Source organism: Arthrobacter sp. E3 (assembly GCF_017353415.1).
Taxonomy (GTDB): Bacteria; Actinomycetota; Actinomycetes; order Actinomycetales; family Micrococcaceae; genus Specibacter.
Genome location: NZ_JAFMPX010000010.1, coordinates 1 through 16969 on the forward strand (window position 1 = coordinate 1; position 16969 = coordinate 16969).

Annotated in this window: 14 protein-coding genes, 2 tRNA genes and 1 pseudogene; 15 read left to right on the forward strand and 2 right to left on the reverse strand. The window is 64.6% G+C overall.

The features are described 5' to 3' along the window. The first annotated feature begins 215 nt into the window (after positions 1–215). Entirely contained in the window at positions 216–1490 is a 1275-nt protein-coding gene (locus tag JMA46_RS06295) for a deoxyguanosinetriphosphate triphosphohydrolase (RefSeq protein WP_207344485.1), read from the forward strand. 67 nt (positions 1491–1557) lie between these two features. Here the strand turns inward: JMA46_RS06295 and JMA46_RS06300 are convergent, their stop codons facing one another. After that, entirely contained in the window at positions 1558–1776 is a 219-nt protein-coding gene (locus tag JMA46_RS06300) for a hypothetical protein (RefSeq protein WP_207344486.1), read from the reverse strand. A gap of 221 nt (positions 1777–1997) precedes the next feature. Between JMA46_RS06300 and dnaG the strand changes: the two genes are divergently transcribed. The 4 genes from dnaG to JMA46_RS06320 all read left to right on the forward strand — a co-directional run bounded on the left by dnaG (position 1998) and on the right by JMA46_RS06320 (position 4863). Further along, positions 1998–3968 carry a DNA primase gene (gene dnaG, locus JMA46_RS06305; protein ID WP_207344487.1) on the forward strand — a complete coding sequence of 657 codons (1971 nt, stop codon included), beginning with the start codon at positions 1998–2000 and terminating at the stop codon, positions 3966–3968. Positions 3969–4030: 62 nt separating this feature from the next. Then, positions 4031–4106 (forward strand) — tRNA-Asn (locus JMA46_RS06310). A gap of 116 nt (positions 4107–4222) precedes the next feature. Then, positions 4223–4295 (forward strand) — tRNA-Asn (locus JMA46_RS06315). A 181-nt stretch (positions 4296–4476) separates the two neighbouring features. Continuing rightward, complete coding sequence (locus JMA46_RS06320; protein WP_207344488.1) at positions 4477–4863, forward strand: hypothetical protein; 387 nt, start codon at positions 4477–4479, stop codon at positions 4861–4863. Here JMA46_RS06320 and JMA46_RS06325 read toward each other — a convergent pair. Further along, positions 4787–7171 carry a CDP-alcohol phosphatidyltransferase family protein gene (locus JMA46_RS06325; protein WP_207344489.1) on the reverse strand — a complete coding sequence of 795 codons (2385 nt, stop codon included), beginning with the start codon at positions 7169–7171 and terminating at the stop codon, positions 4787–4789. The genes JMA46_RS06320 and JMA46_RS06325 overlap by 77 nt on opposite strands. Positions 7172–7259: 88 nt before the next feature. Between JMA46_RS06325 and JMA46_RS06330 the strand changes: the two genes are divergently transcribed. The 10 genes and pseudogenes from JMA46_RS06330 (at position 7260) to JMA46_RS06370 (ending at position 16964) form a co-directional block, all read left to right on the forward strand. Next, positions 7260–8345 carry a zinc-binding alcohol dehydrogenase gene (locus JMA46_RS06330; protein WP_207344490.1) on the forward strand — a complete coding sequence of 362 codons (1086 nt, stop codon included), beginning with the start codon at positions 7260–7262 and terminating at the stop codon, positions 8343–8345. Positions 8346–8349: 4 nt separating this feature from the next. Then, positions 8350–8748 (forward strand): 6-carboxytetrahydropterin synthase, encoded by a 399-nt coding sequence (locus JMA46_RS06335; protein ID WP_207344491.1) that lies wholly within the window; start codon positions 8350–8352, stop codon positions 8746–8748. Next, the gene (locus JMA46_RS06340; RefSeq protein WP_348770077.1) at positions 8745–9896 is read left to right on the forward strand and encodes a glycosyltransferase family 4 protein; all 1152 of its coding nucleotides are present in this window, start codon (positions 8745–8747) and stop codon (positions 9894–9896) included. The genes JMA46_RS06335 and JMA46_RS06340 overlap by 4 nt, the downstream gene beginning before the upstream one ends. 1 nt (position 9897) lies before the next feature. Continuing rightward, a complete protein-coding gene (locus tag JMA46_RS06345; RefSeq protein ID WP_207344492.1) occupies positions 9898–10878 on the forward strand; it encodes a lysylphosphatidylglycerol synthase transmembrane domain-containing protein in 981 nt (326 codons plus the stop codon). Beyond that, positions 10871–11575 carry a dihydrofolate reductase family protein gene (locus JMA46_RS06350; RefSeq protein WP_207344493.1) on the forward strand — a complete coding sequence of 235 codons (705 nt, stop codon included), beginning with the start codon at positions 10871–10873 and terminating at the stop codon, positions 11573–11575. The genes JMA46_RS06345 and JMA46_RS06350 overlap by 8 nt, the downstream gene beginning before the upstream one ends. 315 nt (positions 11576–11890) lie before the next feature. After that, positions 11891–12166 (forward strand): annotated as a pseudogene (locus JMA46_RS17440) (ABC transporter substrate-binding protein); the annotation flags it as partial. Next, on the forward strand, positions 12093–13346 hold the full coding sequence (locus JMA46_RS06355) for an ABC transporter substrate-binding protein (RefSeq protein ID WP_282099548.1): 1254 nt from the start codon (positions 12093–12095) through the stop codon (positions 13344–13346). The pseudogene JMA46_RS17440 and the gene JMA46_RS06355, both read left to right, overlap by 74 nt. Further along, a complete protein-coding gene (locus JMA46_RS06360; RefSeq protein WP_207344494.1) occupies positions 13343–14362 on the forward strand; it encodes an ABC transporter permease in 1020 nt (339 codons plus the stop codon). The genes JMA46_RS06355 and JMA46_RS06360 overlap by 4 nt, the downstream gene beginning before the upstream one ends. Further along, entirely contained in the window at positions 14359–15195 is an 837-nt protein-coding gene (locus JMA46_RS06365; RefSeq protein WP_207344495.1) for an ABC transporter permease, read from the forward strand. The genes JMA46_RS06360 and JMA46_RS06365 overlap by 4 nt, the downstream gene beginning before the upstream one ends. Beyond that, entirely contained in the window at positions 15192–16964 is a 1773-nt protein-coding gene (locus JMA46_RS06370; protein WP_207344496.1) for an ABC transporter ATP-binding protein, read from the forward strand. Before JMA46_RS06365 ends, JMA46_RS06370 begins: the two co-directional genes overlap by 4 nt. Positions 16965–16969: the final 5 nt, after the last annotated feature.

Below are 16969 nucleotides of genomic sequence, written 5' to 3' on the forward strand. Positions count from 1 at the left end.
CACCCCGAAAGATTCCGCCGGCCACCCACCACACCAGCCCCCGCCAAACACGTCGGCATCAACCTACCCAAACCACAAACACCACAAAAACTAGCCAAGTGACTCAACACAGCTTGACAATTTTCGAATCCGCTCCGCTGCTGCGCCGGGCCAGCAGCGTCCAACCCTGTGCGCAATATCCCCGGGCGGTGCGGGGTTGGCCCTAAGCTGGAGACATGTCGAGTGAATTGCAGTCCGTGTACCTGCCCCATGACCAAGAGCGGTGGGTGCAGGAAGAGCCGAAGACCAGTTTCCGCACCGTGTTTGAACGCGACCGGGCGCGGGTTCTGCACTCCTCGGCGCTGCGACGCCTGGGCGCGAAAACGCAGGTTGTTGCCCCGGACACCGACGACTTTGTGCGCACTCGGCTCACACACAGCCTTGAAGTGGCCCAGATTGGTCGCGAACTCGGGCGCACGCTCGGCTGCGACCCAGACGTGGTCGACACCGCCTGCCTGTCCCATGACCTCGGCCACCCGCCCTTTGGCCACAATGGCGAATCGGTGCTCAATGACCTATCGCACACCATCGGCGGCTTCGAGGGCAACGCCCAGACGCTGCGCCTGCTCACCCGTCTCGAGTCCAAGGTGCTGACCCCGTCAGGCGGTTCAGCCGGGCTGAACCTGACCCGCGCCTCCCTTGACGCCTCCGGCAAGTACCCGTGGCTGGCCGCGGACGCCCCCTTGATCGACGGACGCCGGACCAGCAAGTTCGGTGCCTACGCAGATGACCTGCCCGTGTTTGAGTGGCTGCGCCGGCTCGCCCCGGCCGGGAAGACGTGCATCGAGGCGCAGGTCATGGACTTGGCCGACGACATCTCCTACTCCGTCCACGACGTGGAGGACGCCATTGTGGCCGGCCACGTGCAGCTGAAATGGCTGGCCAACCATGACCAGCGCAACCGCGTCTTGGGATACACACAGCAGTGGTACCTGCCGCAGGTGGACACCGCCGAAATCGACGCCGCGCTGCAGCGCCTGGAGGCTACCCGTGTGTGGGTCCGCCATGCGGACGGCAGCCGCGCCTCCATGGCTGCACTGAAGGATATGACGAGCCAGCTGATCGGGCGATTCTGCCAGAGCGCCGTCGCCGCCACCCAAGCCATCTATGGGACCGGACGGCTCACGCGGTACGCGGCAGGCGTCGTTGTGCCCCGGGAAACCATGCTGGAAATCGCCGTCATGAAGGGCCTGGCCACCACGTTTGTCATGACCACCGACCACCGCCAGCCCATCTACCAGCGCCAGCAGGACGTGCTCAGCGAGCTGGTGGCCGTGCTCAACGCCACCGGTGACGCCCACTTGGAGACCATGTTCGCCGCTGACTGGCGTGACGCGGACGACGACGACGCCCGGCTTCGGGTGGTCATCGACCAGATTGCCTCACTGACCGATGTATCGGCACTTGCGCTGCACGAACGACTGGTGGGTGCGGAGCGGACGCTGATGTAACCGCCCGGACTAAAGCCGGGTGCTGGAACAAGGCTGGGTTGGCACCGGGAACGGTCGGCGGCGGATGCTACCTGGCCGCGCCGTGACCCTGCAGCATGGCCGTGAGCGTTTGCAGCTGTTCGGGACCGGTGACGGAATAGACGGTCATGAGCGCGGCCGTCAATACTGCGCCGAGGACCAGTGTGGCGGCGCAGACAAAGGCGATCAGCCGCATGTCCCCGTTGGTATGGGCGCCGCGGGCCAGCAGGATTTCGGTGCCCATGGAACTGCGGTGGGTGATTGACATAGAAGCCTCCAGAAATTCGTGTGATGAGATGATTTAGGTTCGCTGGCATGGTACTCATGCTGGCCTGTCCACTCCATTGGGGGCGTCTAAATCCTATCTATTATTTGGTTGACATGGCCTGTGGCTTCATGGACTTCGACGGTGATTTTCGCCACCATGGGTTCCCCACAGGCCGGTGCCGCAGTGCTCGTGGAGCACAAGATCTCACGTAAACTGGCCGTGTGGCTGGCCTGATAAAACGTGAAGATATTGACGAGGTGCGAACGCGCACCGACCTCAAGGAAATTGTTGACGCCTACGTCACCCTGAAATCAGCCGGAATCGGCTCGTACAAGGGGCTGTGTCCCTTCCACGACGAGCGCAGCCCCTCATTCCACGTGCGCCCGCAAATGGGCTATTTCCATTGCTTTGGCTGTCAGGAGAGCGGCGATGTCATCTCCTTCATTCAAAAGATGGACCACATTTCGTTTTCCGAGGCGGTGGAGAAGCTGGCGGGCCGGCTCGGCTATGAACTGCACTATGAGGACGGTGGCACGGGCCCGCGCCGTGAGGAGATTGGCCGCCGGCAGCGGCTGCTTGACGCGCACAAGATCGCTGGGGAGTTTTACCGGGCGCAGCTGCTGACCCCGCCTGCAGCCACCGGCCGCCAATTTCTGAACGAGCGCGGCTTTGACCGCGAGGCTGCCGAACGGTTCGGCGTGGGTTTTGCGCCGCAGGGCTGGGACGCCCTGCTCAAACACCTCACCGGGAAGGGCTTCAGCACTGAAGAGCTGAAGCTCACAGGCATGTTTTCCGAAGGCCAGCGCGGCATTTACGACCGTTTCCGTGGCCGCCTCATGTGGCCCATTCGCGACATTGCCGGCGACACGGTGGGCTTCGGCGCCCGCAAGCTCTTCGAGGACGACCAGGGCCCCAAATACCTGAACACCCCGGAAACCACGCTCTACAAAAAGTCCCAGGTGCTCTACGGCATCGACTTGGCCAAACGCAACATTGCCTCCAAGCGCCAACTGGTGGTGGTGGAGGGCTACACCGACGTCATGGCGTGTCACCTGGCCGGGGTGGACACGGCCGTGGCCACGTGCGGGACCGCATTTGGTGCCGATCATATCAAGGTGGCCAGGCGGCTGCTCTCCGACGACGGCACCGGCGGGGAAGTAGTGTTCACGTTCGACGGCGACGCGGCAGGCCAGAAGGCGGCGCTGAAGGCCTTTGATGAGGACCAACGCTTTGTGGCGCAGACGTTTGTGGCGGTGGAGCCTTCCGGCGCCGACCCCTGCGAGCTGCGCCAGCGCAAGGGCGATGAAGCAGTCCATGGGCTGATCCGCTCCCGCCGTCCGCTGTTTGAATTTGCCATTCGCTCCACGCTGGCCAGGTTCGACTTGAGTACGGTTGAGGGTCGGGTGAGCGGGCTGCGTGCCGCGGCTCCCGTGGTGGCTGACATCCGTGACGGCTCCACCCGGATGGGCTACAGCCAGGAACTGGCCGGCTGGCTCGGCATGGCCGATCCCAACGAGGTGCTGCGGGCCGTGAAAGGTGCCGAACGCCGTGCCCACACCCAGCCTGGGGCAAAGGGTCCAGGACATGCGGGGGCGCGCTCCGACGTCGGGCATCAACGCGTGAACTTTGCCGCCGGGGGGCAGCGCGGGGGGCAGCAACAAGGGACTCAGCAGGGCGCTAACCTGGCAGCGGAGACGGAATCGGCGCGGCCAGTTTTTGTGCGCCCGGATCCGCGTGATCCGCAGGGTCGCATGGAGCGGGAGGCGCTGGAAGTGGTTTTGCAGCATCCGGGGCTATTGACGGCGGGAAACTGGCAGCACTTTGCGGCGACGGAGTTTGTGGTTCCGGCATACAAGGCGATCCAGATGGCCATTACGTTGGCGGGGGAGTCTCTGGTGGCCTCATCCCAGTGGCTGGAGGCGGTGCGGGCCGGTGTGCCCGAGGAGATGGAGTCGCTCGTGGCGGAGTTGGCGCTCAGCCCGCTGCCGGCTACGCGGGAGGACACGCTCACGCGGTACTGCCGGGACATTTTGCGCCGGCTTTTTGAACTGCAGATCACCCGGTTGAAGGAAGAGCGGCTGGGGGCGTTACAGCGCATGGATCCGGCGGTGGATCCGGAGAGCTACCAGCTATTGCAGCGCGAGTTGATGGAGCTGGAAACGGCCCGCAGGCAGTTGCGCGGGGACGGATAGCGGGGCAGGCGGGCCTCGATTTCACAACGGGGCAAGGCTTTGTTATTGTTGTTCCTGCACGATCCCCTATAGCTCAATTGGCAGAGCGTTCGACTGTTAATCGAAAGGTTCCTGGTTCAAGTCCAGGTGGGGGAGCCAAAGCAAAAATTGTCTCCGGTCTCGTTGCGGGACCGGAGACGATTATTGTGTTCGTGTGCAGAAATGATCGGTTTTGAATTGAACTGAGAGTTGCTGCTAAGACTCAAACGCCGCATTCCCCTATAGCTCAATTGGCAGAGCGTTCGACTGTTAATCGAAAGGTTCCTGGTTCAAGTCCAGGTGGGGGAGCTTGTATGCCGGATCCTCGTCTTCCTTGTGAAGGCGGGGATTTTTGCTTTAACCAGCAGGGGTGTCGACAGCGGCCCGTGCAGCCATGGACCCGGGACAGCGGTGGCGGATAAACTTGGCTCAGGCGCGGGCCGGTCCCGCCTGTTCAGCGGTGCTGTTCCCCTTCGAAGGGATGCAGGTCATGTGGATTCGTATTCTGGCGGCGGTTGCGGTGTTTGCCTCGGCCCTGATCCACCTCGAGCAGTGGATTGTGGTGTTCCAGCACACGGCCATCGTTGGCCCGGCCATGCTGGTGAACTTTGCCGGCGGCGTGGTAATCACCGTATTGCTGCTCTTATGGCGCCACTGGATACCGCTTGCACTGACCGTGCTCTTTGGCGCCTCCACGCTCGGGGCCTTCCTCGTCTCCGTCACCGTCGGCCTCTTCGGCGTCCACGAGCACTGGACTGGCTGGATCATTTTCACCGCAGCCGCTGTGGAAATTGCCGCGATCATCCTGGGCTTGGTGGGTCTGTGGAATGAACAACGTCGGCACCCGGCTCCGCGGACAGGTTCGGCACCGGCGTGACACCCGGGCTGTAGGCCTTTAAAAAGTGGTCCCGAAAAGCGCTCATGGGCCACACGGGTGCATCCGCATTCGGCAGCATGCCCTCTTGCCATCCCCACGAAGAAATCTTGCCCAGCACCGCCGGATCGGCGGCGATGATCGAAATGGGCACGTCATGCCCCGCGCCGTCGCCGGAGACTTCCGCGTGCGGCTGGTGGTCACCCAACACGATCAGCACCAAGTTTGGATCCGCATGGGCCGTGATGAAGGAGAACAAGGTGTTGAGCGAATACTGAATGGACTCCCCATAAAGTTCCTTAACCCTTTCAGGATCCCCGGCGATGGACTCAGGGGAATCACCCTGCGCTGGCATGGCGGAAAAGAGTGTCCCGTCGCCCACCTGCTCCCACGGCACCAGCTGCGGCAGCGGGGTCCACGGCGTATGGCTGGACACCATATCAATCTCGGCCATGATCGGTGGACGCGGATGAGCCGTAAGTTCCAAGCGTTGAAACGCGGAGAGGACGTACTGATCCGGCATGGTGGCGTAGCTGAACTTAGGCCCCTTGTACCCCACATTTCTAGAGTCGTAGAGTGCATCAAAGCCATAAAAGGCTTTCCCCTGCGGCCAATCCACGGTGTCCGAGGGAACCACCGAAACAGTCCTCCAGCCCGCCTGCGAGAAGGCGCGGCTCAGCGTCAGCCGGTTGCTTGTCAGCAGCTGGTTGTAGCGCTGCTGGCTGTCCACCCACAGGCCAGACTGCAACGTGGCATGGGCCAACCAGCTCGCTCCGCCAAACGTCGACGAGGTCAAAAATCCGCTCCGTGAAGAAAACCCCGCCGCTTCCAACTCATGGGTCCCCTCAGCAAGCATCTTCTCCACTCCAGGGGAATACGAAGACCCCTCAACAGCTGAACGGCCGTAGCTCTCAACGAACACCAGCATCACATCCCTGCCCTGCAAACCGGCTAGCAGCTTGTCTCCGGGCAGGTCCTGAAACGGGTCGGGCGCAATCTCGGTGGCGAAGGTGCCGTTGTCGTTGAGATTGTGGTGCAACTGCCCCAACTGGCCCGACAAAAACACTGCTGAACCGGACGAAGCCAGGGGCTGCCCGGGAGCCCATTGCACTCCCACAACGGTGAACAGCACCCAGGCAAGGCCGAACGCTCCAACTGTGCGGGCGGAGACATGGCGGTTGGTGGCCGTCACCCGAAACAGTCGCAGGACGGCCAGCGGCAGCAGCACTAGGGCGCCAGCAACAAGAATAGCCAGCAGAAGAACGACGGCGAGCGCCCCGGCAGCGCCGATCGAGTCACCCAAAACCCCAGCACCCGGACCCAGATAATACCAGTCGTTCACAGGGTCAAAGGAACGTGCAAAAACCCTCAGAAAGCCCATGTTCAAGCCCTTCAGGACCAACAAGAGGCCAAGGAGACCGCCCACGATAATGGCCGCCGCGCGGTGCCAACGCCGCGGCAGCAACAGTGCGGCCACCACCAACAGCAGCGCCCCCAGAGGAATGCTGAGGAAAACAGCAGCAGTGACCTCGGAAACACTGCTCGGCAGAGCCAACACACCCCAGACAGCAGCGGCGGCCATCACCGTCGGCACCACGGCAGGCACATGCACAGTGCCCGGGTACTCCTTCCGGTGCCGCCACAGCCACCACGTTTGGCGACCAAATGATTCGGCCAGCAACACTAATGCCACCAGTAGAGCACCAAGGACGACGGGGCGGGGGAGCACGTCCTCGGCAGCCACGGTCAGTACCACTCCCTGGACCACCGCCACCACCTTTGACCAGTAACGCGGCGGAGAGAAGGCCCGCAACCAGGGTAGGAACCAGTTGGCCGCGAGGAACAGATACCGAGCCAACCCCAGCAACAGCACCCACCAACCCATCCGTGGAGCCACGTACACACTCATCGCCAAGATGAGGAAAGCGTCAACTTCCATGTCAAAGCGCGCGCCCAGCTCCGACGTCGTGCGTGTTGTGCGGGCAAGCCAGCCGTCGGCGGCATCCAAAAGAATGGTGAGGGAAGCGAACACCACCAGCAGGGTGAGCGGCACGAAACCGGTGAAGGAGTCTGCGACCAGGGCGGCGGCGCCTCCAACCAGGACGGCGCGCAGTTGGGTGACCCAGTCGCCCGGGCCAAAGCCGCGGCCTTGGCGGCGGACTCCGGCTGAAAGCAACACGCACACCGTGACGGCGTACGCGGCGCCAACACCCCAACCCGGCGCATCGAGGCCAACGGACAGCGCCAGCGCAGCCAACAGCGCGAGCTGGGAAAGCAGTCCGGCCGCGGGGCCGCGTTGAGCCGATCGCACGGAGCCTCCTAGGTGATGGACGCAACAGTATTAGGATAGGGGCAAAACCGGGGGTGGCTCCGGAATCCGAGCCGGGGATGTGAATTCTGTGGACGCTGACGCATTCGCCTACTGGCTGCGCGGTCCCGGCAGCGGTGAGATTCGTGCCGAAAGGCTCCCTGCGCCGGGTCCGGATGACGTCCTCGTCCGCACGCTGCACACGGGGGTCAGCCGCGCCAGCGAGTCGCTCGTGTTCCGAGGTGGCGTCCCGGCCAGCCAGTATGCCGCGATGCGTGCCCCGTTCCAGGACGGCGATTTCCCCGGGCCACTGAAGTACGGCTACCTCAACGTCGGCGTGGTGGAGCAGGGCCCCGCCGCACTGCTCGGCCAAACCGTGTTCTGCCTGTTCCCGCACCAGAGCGCCTATGTGGTACCGGCCGCCGCCGTCCATGTGGTGCCCGACGGCGTGCCCGCCCGCCGCGCCGTCCTCGCCGGAACTGTGGAGACGGCCGTCAATGCACTATGGGATGCGGCGCCGCTGGTGGGGGACCGCATCGCGGTGGTTGGCGCTGGCATGGTGGGCTGCTGCACGGCCCGGCTGCTGGGCCAGATCCCTGGGGTGGAAGTGACCATGTTCGACGTCGATCCCACCAAGGCGGCCGTCGCGGCTGCCCTGGGCGTTGGCTTTGCCATGGCTGGCGATGCAGTCGATGCGGGCCCTGCAGCAGGGGTGGGAGACGGGAACGACATCGGCGCCGCCTGCGATCTGGTATTTCACACCAGCGGCACGTCCGCTGGACTGCAGCTGGCGCTCGAGCTGCTGGCGCCGGAAGGGGAGGTGATCGACTTGAGCTGGTACGGGAACGCTCCGGTCACGCTGGCCCTGGGCGGGAACTTCCACTCGGCCAGGTTGGCCATCCGCTCCAGCCAGGTGGGTGCCGTGGCCCCGGCCCGCCGCCGCAACCGCACCACCGGACAGCGACTCGAATTGGCCCTGGAACTGCTTCGTGACCCCGCCTTCGACGCGCTCCTCACCGGCGCCTCACCATTTGCGCAGTTGCCGCAGGTCATGCAGCAACTGGCGGACAGACAACTGCCAGCACTGTGCCACACGATCACCTACGCGGAGGTTTCCGCCGATGGTGAGTCCCGCCCCGCCGAATACCGCCCCGCCGAATCCAGGAAAGCAGGTTGAGATCATGTTCAGCGTGAACGTCCGCGACCACATGATGATCGCCCACAGTTTCCACGGCGAGGCTTTCGGTCCAGCCCAACGCCTGCACGGGGCCACGTACGTCATCGACGCCACGTTCAAGCGCGAAACACTCGATGCGAACAGTACCGTGGTGGACATCGGGCTGGCGGCAACGGAACTGCGCGCCATCGTCGAGACGTTGAGCTACCACAACTTGGACGACGAGCCCGACTTTGTCGGCATCAACACCACCACCGAGGTGCTCGCCAAGTCCATCGCGGACAGGCTGGCTGAGCGCATCCACGCCGGTGCATTCGGACCGGCTGGGCTGGGGCTGGCCGGGATCATGGTGACGCTGCACGAATCGCACATCGCGTGGGCGGGTTACGAGCGTGCATTGTGACCGCAGACCCGATTGCCACAGCTGGCGGGCCTACCGCTGACAGGCCCACAGCTGGCAAACCCACGGTGCACTTTCTTGTCCCGTCCGGCATTGACAACCCTGCCCGGCCCAGCGGCGGCAACGTGTACGACCGCCGCCTGTCCACCGGACTGACCGCCCTCGGCTGGCACGTGGTGGAGTACCCGGTTGCCGGCAGGTGGCCCCACCCCGGCCACGGCGATGGTAACGCGCTCGCAGCCCTGCTCACCGGCCTGCCCGAGGACGCACTGGTGCTCATCGACGGACTCATTGCCCTGACCAGCCCCAGCGTCCCACTCCACGCAGGCCGCCTGCGGGTGGTGGTCCTCGTCCACATGCTCTTCGCCGCCACGCACGACGCCGGCACCGGGCTTACGCTGGAACGCTCAGTCCTGCGGTGCGCGGCAGCCGTAGTCGCCACGAGCTTCTGGACGAAACGTTTGATCGTCGATAGGCATGGCGTGGCTCCGGGGAGGATCGCCGTCGTCGAACCCGGAACTGATGCGGCCCCGCCAGCCCGAGGGACAGCCCATGGCGGAGAGCTGCTGTGTGTTGCGTCGATCAGCGCAGCCAAGGGCCACGAAACCCTGCTGAGCGCGTTGCTGCAAGTTGCCGACCGTCAATGGCAGTGCACCTGTGCGGGGGCCTTGGATCTCGACCCCGCCTTCACTCGTGAGCTGCGCGAACAGCTGAAGCAGAGCGAGATTGCGGACCGTGTGCATTTCACCGGCGCGCTGGAGGCAGCGGAGCTGTCCGCCCGCTATGCAGCGGCAGACGTTTTAGCGCTCGCCTCCCGCAGCGAAACCTACGGCATGGTGGTCACCGAGGCACTCGCCCGCGGGATTCCAGTAATAGCCACGGATGTGGGCGGCATACCGGAAGCTATGGGTCGGGGCGCCTCCGGGGTGGTTCCCGGGCTGCTCGTTCCACCCGATGACCCGGGCGCGCTCGCAGCCGCCCTGCGCCGGTGGTTCGGGGACGTGAAACTCCGCAGTTCGCTGCGCTGGGCAGCCATGGAACGGCGGGAAAAACTGGAGAACTGGGACGCTGCCGCCGATCGAGTGTCCAAGGTTCTACTGCCGCTACAGGCCGGGTTCGAGCAGGCCGTGATCCAGCAGGCGGCGGACTGACATGGACAGGTGGAGGACTGCATGGAGGTGGCTGCAGCCGTTGAGCGGCGTCGCGGTGCTGGCCGCGCTGTTCTGGACACTGGGCACCGGCCCGTTCCTTGACGGCATCAGGGCAGTGGACGGCCGGACCCTTGCGGTGGCTGCCGCCATCATCTTCATGACCACCCTTTGCAGCGCGTGGCGCTGGCGACTGGTGTCCGGCGCTTTGGGCCAAAAGATTCCATTCCGGGGCGCTGTTGCATCCTATTACCGCTCGCAATTCCTGAACTCCGTGCTGCCCGGCGGTGTGCTGGGTGACGTGGATCGGGGCGTGGTGCAGGGGCACAAGGCTGGGGGAGTGGGGCATGGGCTGCGCGCTGTCGTCTGGGAACGCGCCGCCGGGCAGATAGTGCAACTGGCGTTTGCGGTGGGCGTCGTGGCGCTATTCCCTTCTCCCATTCGCCGGGTCAGCGGAGTCCTTGCCATCGTCCTGATTGTGGTCGGTGCAGCAGTTCTGGTTTTAGTGCAGCTGCGTTCCGTCGCAGGGTCGCAGTGGTGGGTGCGTGTGCTGCGTGCGTCCGCAGCCGACATCCGCCGCGGACTGCTCAACCGCCGCACCGCTCCCGGAGTGCTTCTGGCATCCACTGGCGCGGTTGCCGGATACTCGGCGCTCTTCCTCATTGCGGCCCACGCGTCGGGCACGGACGCCACCGCACTCGAGCTGCTGCCGCTGGCCGTGTTCGTGCTGTTGGCCATGTCGGTGCCTGCCAGCATTGCCGGTTGGGGACCGCGGGAGGGTGCAGCGGCCTGGGCGTTCAGTGCGGCGGGACTGGGCGCTGCGCAGGGGGTGAGCGTCGCCGTCGTCTATGGAGTGCTGTCCTTCGCCGCATGCCTCCCGGGCGCCGCAGTTTTGCTAGTGGACCGAGCCCGTCGCCGAGGCACGGCAACAGTACCGGCACCCGAACCGGCGCAGCACGGCAACGAAGGGGGTACTCATGCCTGAACGTCCGTATACGTTGTTGAGTTGCTGCATGTCGATCGACGGTTACATTGACGACGCCACCACCGAGCGCCTGCTGCTCTCCAACGCTGCCGACTTTGACCGGGTCGACGCCGTGCGGGCCTCCAGCGACGCGATCCTCATCGGCGCCGGCACCGTCCGCGGGGACAACCCGCGGCTACTGGTACGCAGCGAAACCAGACGTGAGGCACGCACCGACCGGGGGCAGCCGCCGTCGCCCATAAAAGTCACGGTGACCAACGGAGCACGGCTGGACCCCTCCGCGGAATTCTTCACCACGGGCGCGGCGGCCAAGCTGCTGTACTGCCCCAGTCACTGCGTGGAGCAGGCCCGAGCACGGTTTGGCGCCGTGGCGACCGTGGTGGACGGCGGCCCGCAGGTTGGGATGGCCCAGCTGAGCGAGGACCTCTACGCCAGGGGGGTGCGGCGGCTCATGGTCGAGGGCGGGGAGAAGATCCACACGCAGTTCCTGTCCGAAGGCTTGGCGGACGAGCTCCAGCTGGTGGTGGCGCCCATCTTTATCGGCGATGCCCGTGCTCCCCGGTTGGTGCACGACGGCGTGTTCCCCTGGAGTGCGGACCGGCCCGCCCAGCTGGTGGAGGCGCGCCCCATTGGTGACGCCGTCCTGTTGCGTTATGCGCTTTCGGCCAGGTTCGACGGCGTGCGGCCAGCAGGTTGAGCAGCAATTGGCCGAAAACCAACATGACAATACGGGGATCCTTGTCAGGCCGTGCCGGGTGCCTCCCCGGGAACGGGAGTATACGCTCAACGCCGATGGCACGCCTGCCAGGCCGTCGAGGGCCGCTTAACATTCTCGCCCTTCAGGAAGCAGAGCACTAGTGTTCGAGGATCACCCGGATGAGGAGCAGACATGTCAGACATACACTCAATCGGCCGTCGATCCATTCTTACCAGCGGGCTTTTGCTCGGGGCCGGCACGCTATTGGCAGGCTTGACGGGCTGCGGCAGCGCCTCGCAGGTGGCCGAAATACCAATGGCGGCCGCCACGGGAGTGCCGGCGCCGGGACGCAGGCTGCGCATAGCCCGCCCCGCCGCTTCCGCCGCCGAAACTCTTGATCCCGCCAGCTCTCTGTCAGCCTATGAATACCTTGGCGCCATTTACAACCGGCTGGTCAAGCTGGACGACAAGGGCGTCACGGTGCCGGACCTGGCCGCGGAATGGTCTTCCACACCCGATGGCAAGACCTGGACGTTCAACCTTCGCAGTGGGGTGCTCTTCCACGACGGGCGGGACTTCACCGCCGCCGACGTCGTCTACACGCTCGGCCACATCCTGGATCCCGAGGTGGGTTCCCCCCCAGGCCGGGGTGCTGTCCCCAATACTCGAGGCCTCCGGGGTCACCGCCCGCGACCGGCAGACAGTGGTCTTCAAGCTGACCTCGCCGAACGCCGAATTCCCTTCCTTGCTCACCGCCTACCAGTGCTACATCATCCCCGAAGATTCGGCCGCAACGATCGGCACATCCGGGATCGGCACCGGGCCCTTCAAACTCAGTGAATTCACACCGGCTGGCCGCGGCGCGGTGGAGGCCTTTGCAGACCACTTCGCCGGGGCGCCGGCCCTTGTGGGCATTGATTTCTACTCTGTGCAGGACACTAGTGCCCGCGTCAACGCCCTGCTGGCCGGCCAGATCGATCTCATCAGCCAAACCAACCTGGACTTCGCCACCGCACGCGTCGTGGCATCCTCGCCCAACGCGACGATCGCCCGGGCCAAAGACGCCCAGTGGTACACGATCCCGATGCTTGCAACCTCCAAGGAGTTCTCGGACCCGCTGGTTCGCCAAGCCATGAAACTCGCCTACAACCCGAAAGACATCGTCGCCACCGCGCTGCAGGGCAACGGCAGCACCGGATGGGACAACCCGGTGCCGCCGGGTTACGCGGACCACTTGGACTTCACCCGAGAATACGATCCGGACAAGGCGAGGTCGCTGCTTAAGAAGGCCGGCGCCGAGGGGCTGACGATGCCCATCTACACCTCCTCCTACGACTCGGTGTTCACTCCGATGGCCGTTGCCTATGCCGACGCGGTGAAGGCGGCAGGTATCAAGCTCACCGTCACCAGCGCGTCGTCGGACTCCTATTACACCGAGATCTGGATGAAGAAGCCGCTCTCGGTCAGCTACTGGTTCACCGGCCGGCCCGTTGACCAGCTGCTCAACCAAGTCTTCCGCTCAGGATCTTCCTACAATGAGTCTGCCTGGTCGAACAAGACATTCGACCAGTTGCTGGTCTCGGCACGCGGTGAAATGAACGACGCCAAGCGGCGCGGCATCTACCAGGATGCCCAACGCGTAATCATCGACGACGGCGCGGACATGACCCCCATGTTTGGGGACCGGCTGGTCGGGCTGTCCAAGGAGGTCGTGAACTACTCGGAGTTCGGCTTCGAGTTCGACTATATGAAGATCGGACTGAAATCATGACGAGGCTAATAATCCGCCGGTTGGGCAGCGCTGTTCTGACCATCATCCTTGCCTCGCTGCTGGTCTTCCTGGCCATCCAGGCACTTCCCGGCGACGTGGCCCAGCAGATCCTGGGGCGCGGCGCGACCCAGGAGTCAATTGACCAGATGCGTTCCGAACTGGGCTTGGACACCCCGGTGGTGATCCGGTACATCCAATGGCTCTTCGGCGCTGTCCAAGGGGATTTCGGCACCTCGCTGGTTTCCGGCGACCCGGTGGGCCCGACCTTGCTGCTGCACTTTCGCAACACACTGCTGATCGCAATACCGACCGTGCTGATCTCCGTCACGCTCTCCATCCTGCTCGGCGTGTTTGCCGGGCTGCGCCGGAACAAGTGGCAGGACAACTCCATCTCCCTGCTCTCGCTCGTTGCCATGAGCATTCCCGAATTCATGATGGGTGCGCTGCTTGTGCTCGCCTTCGCGATCGGAATCCCACTGTTTCCGGCCGTGGTGCTCGACGGGCCCAACGCCACCGTGGCTGAACTGCTCCCCAGTATCTGGCTACCGGTGATAGTGCTGTCCCTGGCGATGGCCGCGTACGTGATCCGGATGACCCGCACCTCGACCATCGACGTGATGACTTCCGACTTCATCACCACCGCCCAGCTCAAGGGACTTCGGGAATCACGGGTGGTCCTGCGCCACGCCCTGCCCACGGCACTGCTGCCGACATTGAACGTCGTGGCCATCAACATCGCCTGGATGCTCGGCGGCGTGGTCGTGGTGGAGAACATTTTCAACTACCCCGGCATGGGCAATCTGATGCTTGAGGCCGTCTTCAACCGCGATCTGCCCATCATCGAAGCTGTGGCAGTGGTCTCGGCCACCGTCTATGTCGCCTGCAACCTGCTTGCCGACCTCACAGCGATGCTCCTTGATCCGCGTCAGCGCCTGGCCAAGGGTTCCAGTCACAAGGCAAAGGCAAAGGCCGCCGGTTCCCAAGCCGCAGCCGCCGGAGAAGGGATCCAACTATGAAATCCGTGCTCCGTGCCGCCGGACCGGTGTTCATCATCGGCATCGCACTGATCGCCATCAACCTGCTCCTGGCATTCCTGGCCCCGTGGATTTCTGCCTATGACCCCATCGCGAGCAATTCCGACGCCGCCCTGCAGGGCCCCACCGCGGCACACTGGCTGGGGACGGACATGTACGGACGCGACGTGCTCTCCCGAACCCTGAACGGAGGCCGCTACGCACTGCTTGTCACCTTCCTGGCAACGACCATCGCCGTGGCTGCTGGTGCGCTTCTCGGCTGCCTGGTCGCATTCCTGAACAACTGGATCGACGACGTCGTGATGCGCGTTGTCGATGCAATCCTCTCGGTTCCGACGATTCTGGCGCTGTTGGTTGTGGTTGCCGTCTTCGGCAGCGGAATGTGGGTGATCGTGCTGGCCGTGGTGGTTGTCTACACCCCGGCAGTCACCCGCGTGGTGCGTGGCGCGGCCCGTTCGGTCAGCTCCTTGGACTACGTCACCGCGGCCAAGGCCCGCGGCGAGCACGCCGGTCCCATCGTTGTGCGCGAGATCCTTCCCAACGTGCTCGACGTCGTCCTGGTTGAATATGCCATGCGCGCCAGCTGGGTGGTTCTGCTGATTTCCTCGCTGTCCTTCCTGGGCTTTGGGGCCAACCCGCCGGCCCCGGACTGGGGGCTGATGGTCGCTGAGAACCGCACGGCCCTGACAGTGGTGCCGTTGGCCACCCTGGGGCCCATCGTGGCGCTGGCGACCTTCGTGATTGGGCTGCACCTGACAGCCGACGGACTGGGCAAGAAGCTCGGCGTTGACCGTGCCATGACAGGAGTGCAATGAGCATCGATGCAAGTGTAAGCGGTCCGGTCCAGGCGCCGGCCCCCGCCGGCGCGGCCGTGTCCGTGGAGAACCTGTCGATTTCCTATGCCGCCGGCAATGCTCTGGTGCCGGTGGTTCGGGACGTCTCCTTCAGCATTGCCGCAGGCCGTACCTTCGGACTGGTGGGGGAGTCCGGCAGCGGAAAATCCACCGTGGCACGAACCTTGTTGGCGCAGCTGCGGGCCGGGTCCAAAGTCATCGGCGGTACGGTGCGGGTGGGCACCCAAGAAGTCTTTGCTCTTCCCCCTGCCGAATTGCGCGCCCTGCGCGGGGGAACCGTCGCGCTGGTGGCTCAGAACGCCGGGCAGGCACTGACCCCGTCCATGAGGATCGGCGCCCAGGTGCACGAGGCCCTGACCAGCCACGGCATGTCCGCCAGCCGCTCCCAGGTGCTGCTGGCCCTCGACCAGGTGCGCCTGCCCAACGTCAAGGACATGGCCAGGCGATACCCCCATGAGCTCTCAGGCGGCCAGCAGCAGCGCGTCAGCATCGCCATGGCCATCGCTGCAAGACCCGACGTTCTGGTGCTTGACGAACCAACCACCGCCCTGGATGTGGTGACACAGGCGGCCGTGCTGCGGCTGATCAAGGACCTGTGCCACGAACTGCAGACGGCAACGCTGATCGTCAGCCACGACCTCGGAGTGGTGTCCGGCATGGCCGATGACGTGGCGGTCATGCGCAACGGAAGGATCCTGGAAAACCAGCCAACCGCCGCGTTGTTTGGCAGTCCGCAGGCCGAGTACACCCGTGAGCTCCTGCGCGACGTGCCCAAACTCAAGACGCGGGGCGCCGGGGCTGGCAGGCCCGTCCCGGAGTCTGGGGACCCGTCGCTGAACGAAGTCCTTGTCGATTGCAAGGACGTGACCATTTCCTACAACCCAAGCGGGCCCCCTGCAGTCGATTCCGTAAACCTACAGATCCACCGGGGGGAAACCCTGGCAGTGGTCGGGGAGTCTGGGAGCGGCAAGTCCACCCTTGCCTGGACCTTGGCCGGGCTCAGAGGCGCAACCTCCGGAAGCTTGCGCGTCGAGGGCGGCGGTTCCGGACGTACCGGCGGCGACCTTGGGGAACCGGTGTCCAAACGCAGCTTGGAACTGCGCAGGATGGTTCAACTGATCTTCCAGAACGCCGATACATCGCTGAACCCGCGACGCACGGTGGCCGCGGCGATCAAGCGCCCGCTGCGCCTTTTTGGCACCGTCCCGCGTTCGCAGGAGAAGGCACGCGTGGAGGAACTCTTGACCGAGGTGGGCCTGCCGGCCAGCTTCGGTAAGCGGCTTCCGTCACAGCTCTCCGGAGGGCAGCGTCAACGCGTGGGCATCGCCCGGGCCCTGGCTGCGGGCCCGGATTTGATCATTGCCGATGAGATCACCACGGCATTGGATGTCTCGGTGCAGGCCGACATCCTGGAACTGCTGTCCGGGCTGCAGCGCACCCACGGGCTGAGCACGCTGTTCATCAGCCACGATCTCGCGGTGGTTGCCGATGTCGCAGACCGGGTGGTGGTCATGAAGAACGGGCGGATGGTGGAAGTCGGGCCCGTAGATGCGGTCCTTGCCGGGCCCAACCACCCCTACTCGGCCTCCCTGCTCGCCTCGGTGATTGAACCTGGCGACCTTGACTTGCCGTCGGCCCCGGCAGAGGAACAGACTTGGAAAGATGACCCTGAAGGCGGGTGGGAAGAGCCCGGCAACGGGCACCGCATCCGCAAATGGAAGGACGCCTGAACTGG

Excerpts from the sequence above, each read along its gene's own strand:
- JMA46_RS06370 (WP_207344496.1), top strand. The coding sequence starts at position 15,192 with ATGAGCATCGATGCAAGTGTAAGCGGTCCGGTCCAGGCGCCGGCCCCC.
- JMA46_RS06320 (WP_207344488.1), top strand. The coding sequence starts at position 4,477 with ATGTGGATTCGTATTCTGGCGGCGGTTGCGGTGTTTGCCTCGGCCCTG.
- JMA46_RS06360 (WP_207344494.1), top strand. The coding sequence starts at position 13,343 with ATGACGAGGCTAATAATCCGCCGGTTGGGCAGCGCTGTTCTGACCATC.
- JMA46_RS06345 (WP_207344492.1), top strand. The coding sequence starts at position 9,898 with ATGGACAGGTGGAGGACTGCATGGAGGTGGCTGCAGCCGTTGAGCGGC.
- JMA46_RS06300 (WP_207344486.1), bottom strand. The coding sequence starts at position 1,776 with ATGTCAATCACCCACCGCAGTTCCATGGGCACCGAAATCCTGCTGGCC.
- JMA46_RS06295 (WP_207344485.1), top strand. The coding sequence starts at position 216 with ATGTCGAGTGAATTGCAGTCCGTGTACCTGCCCCATGACCAAGAGCGG.
- JMA46_RS06350 (WP_207344493.1), top strand. The coding sequence starts at position 10,871 with ATGCCTGAACGTCCGTATACGTTGTTGAGTTGCTGCATGTCGATCGAC.
- JMA46_RS06365 (WP_207344495.1), top strand. The coding sequence starts at position 14,359 with ATGAAATCCGTGCTCCGTGCCGCCGGACCGGTGTTCATCATCGGCATC.
- JMA46_RS06355 (WP_282099548.1), top strand. The coding sequence starts at position 12,093 with ATGGCAAGACCTGGACGTTCAACCTTCGCAGTGGGGTGCTCTTCCACG.
- JMA46_RS06335 (WP_207344491.1), top strand. The coding sequence starts at position 8,350 with ATGTTCAGCGTGAACGTCCGCGACCACATGATGATCGCCCACAGTTTC.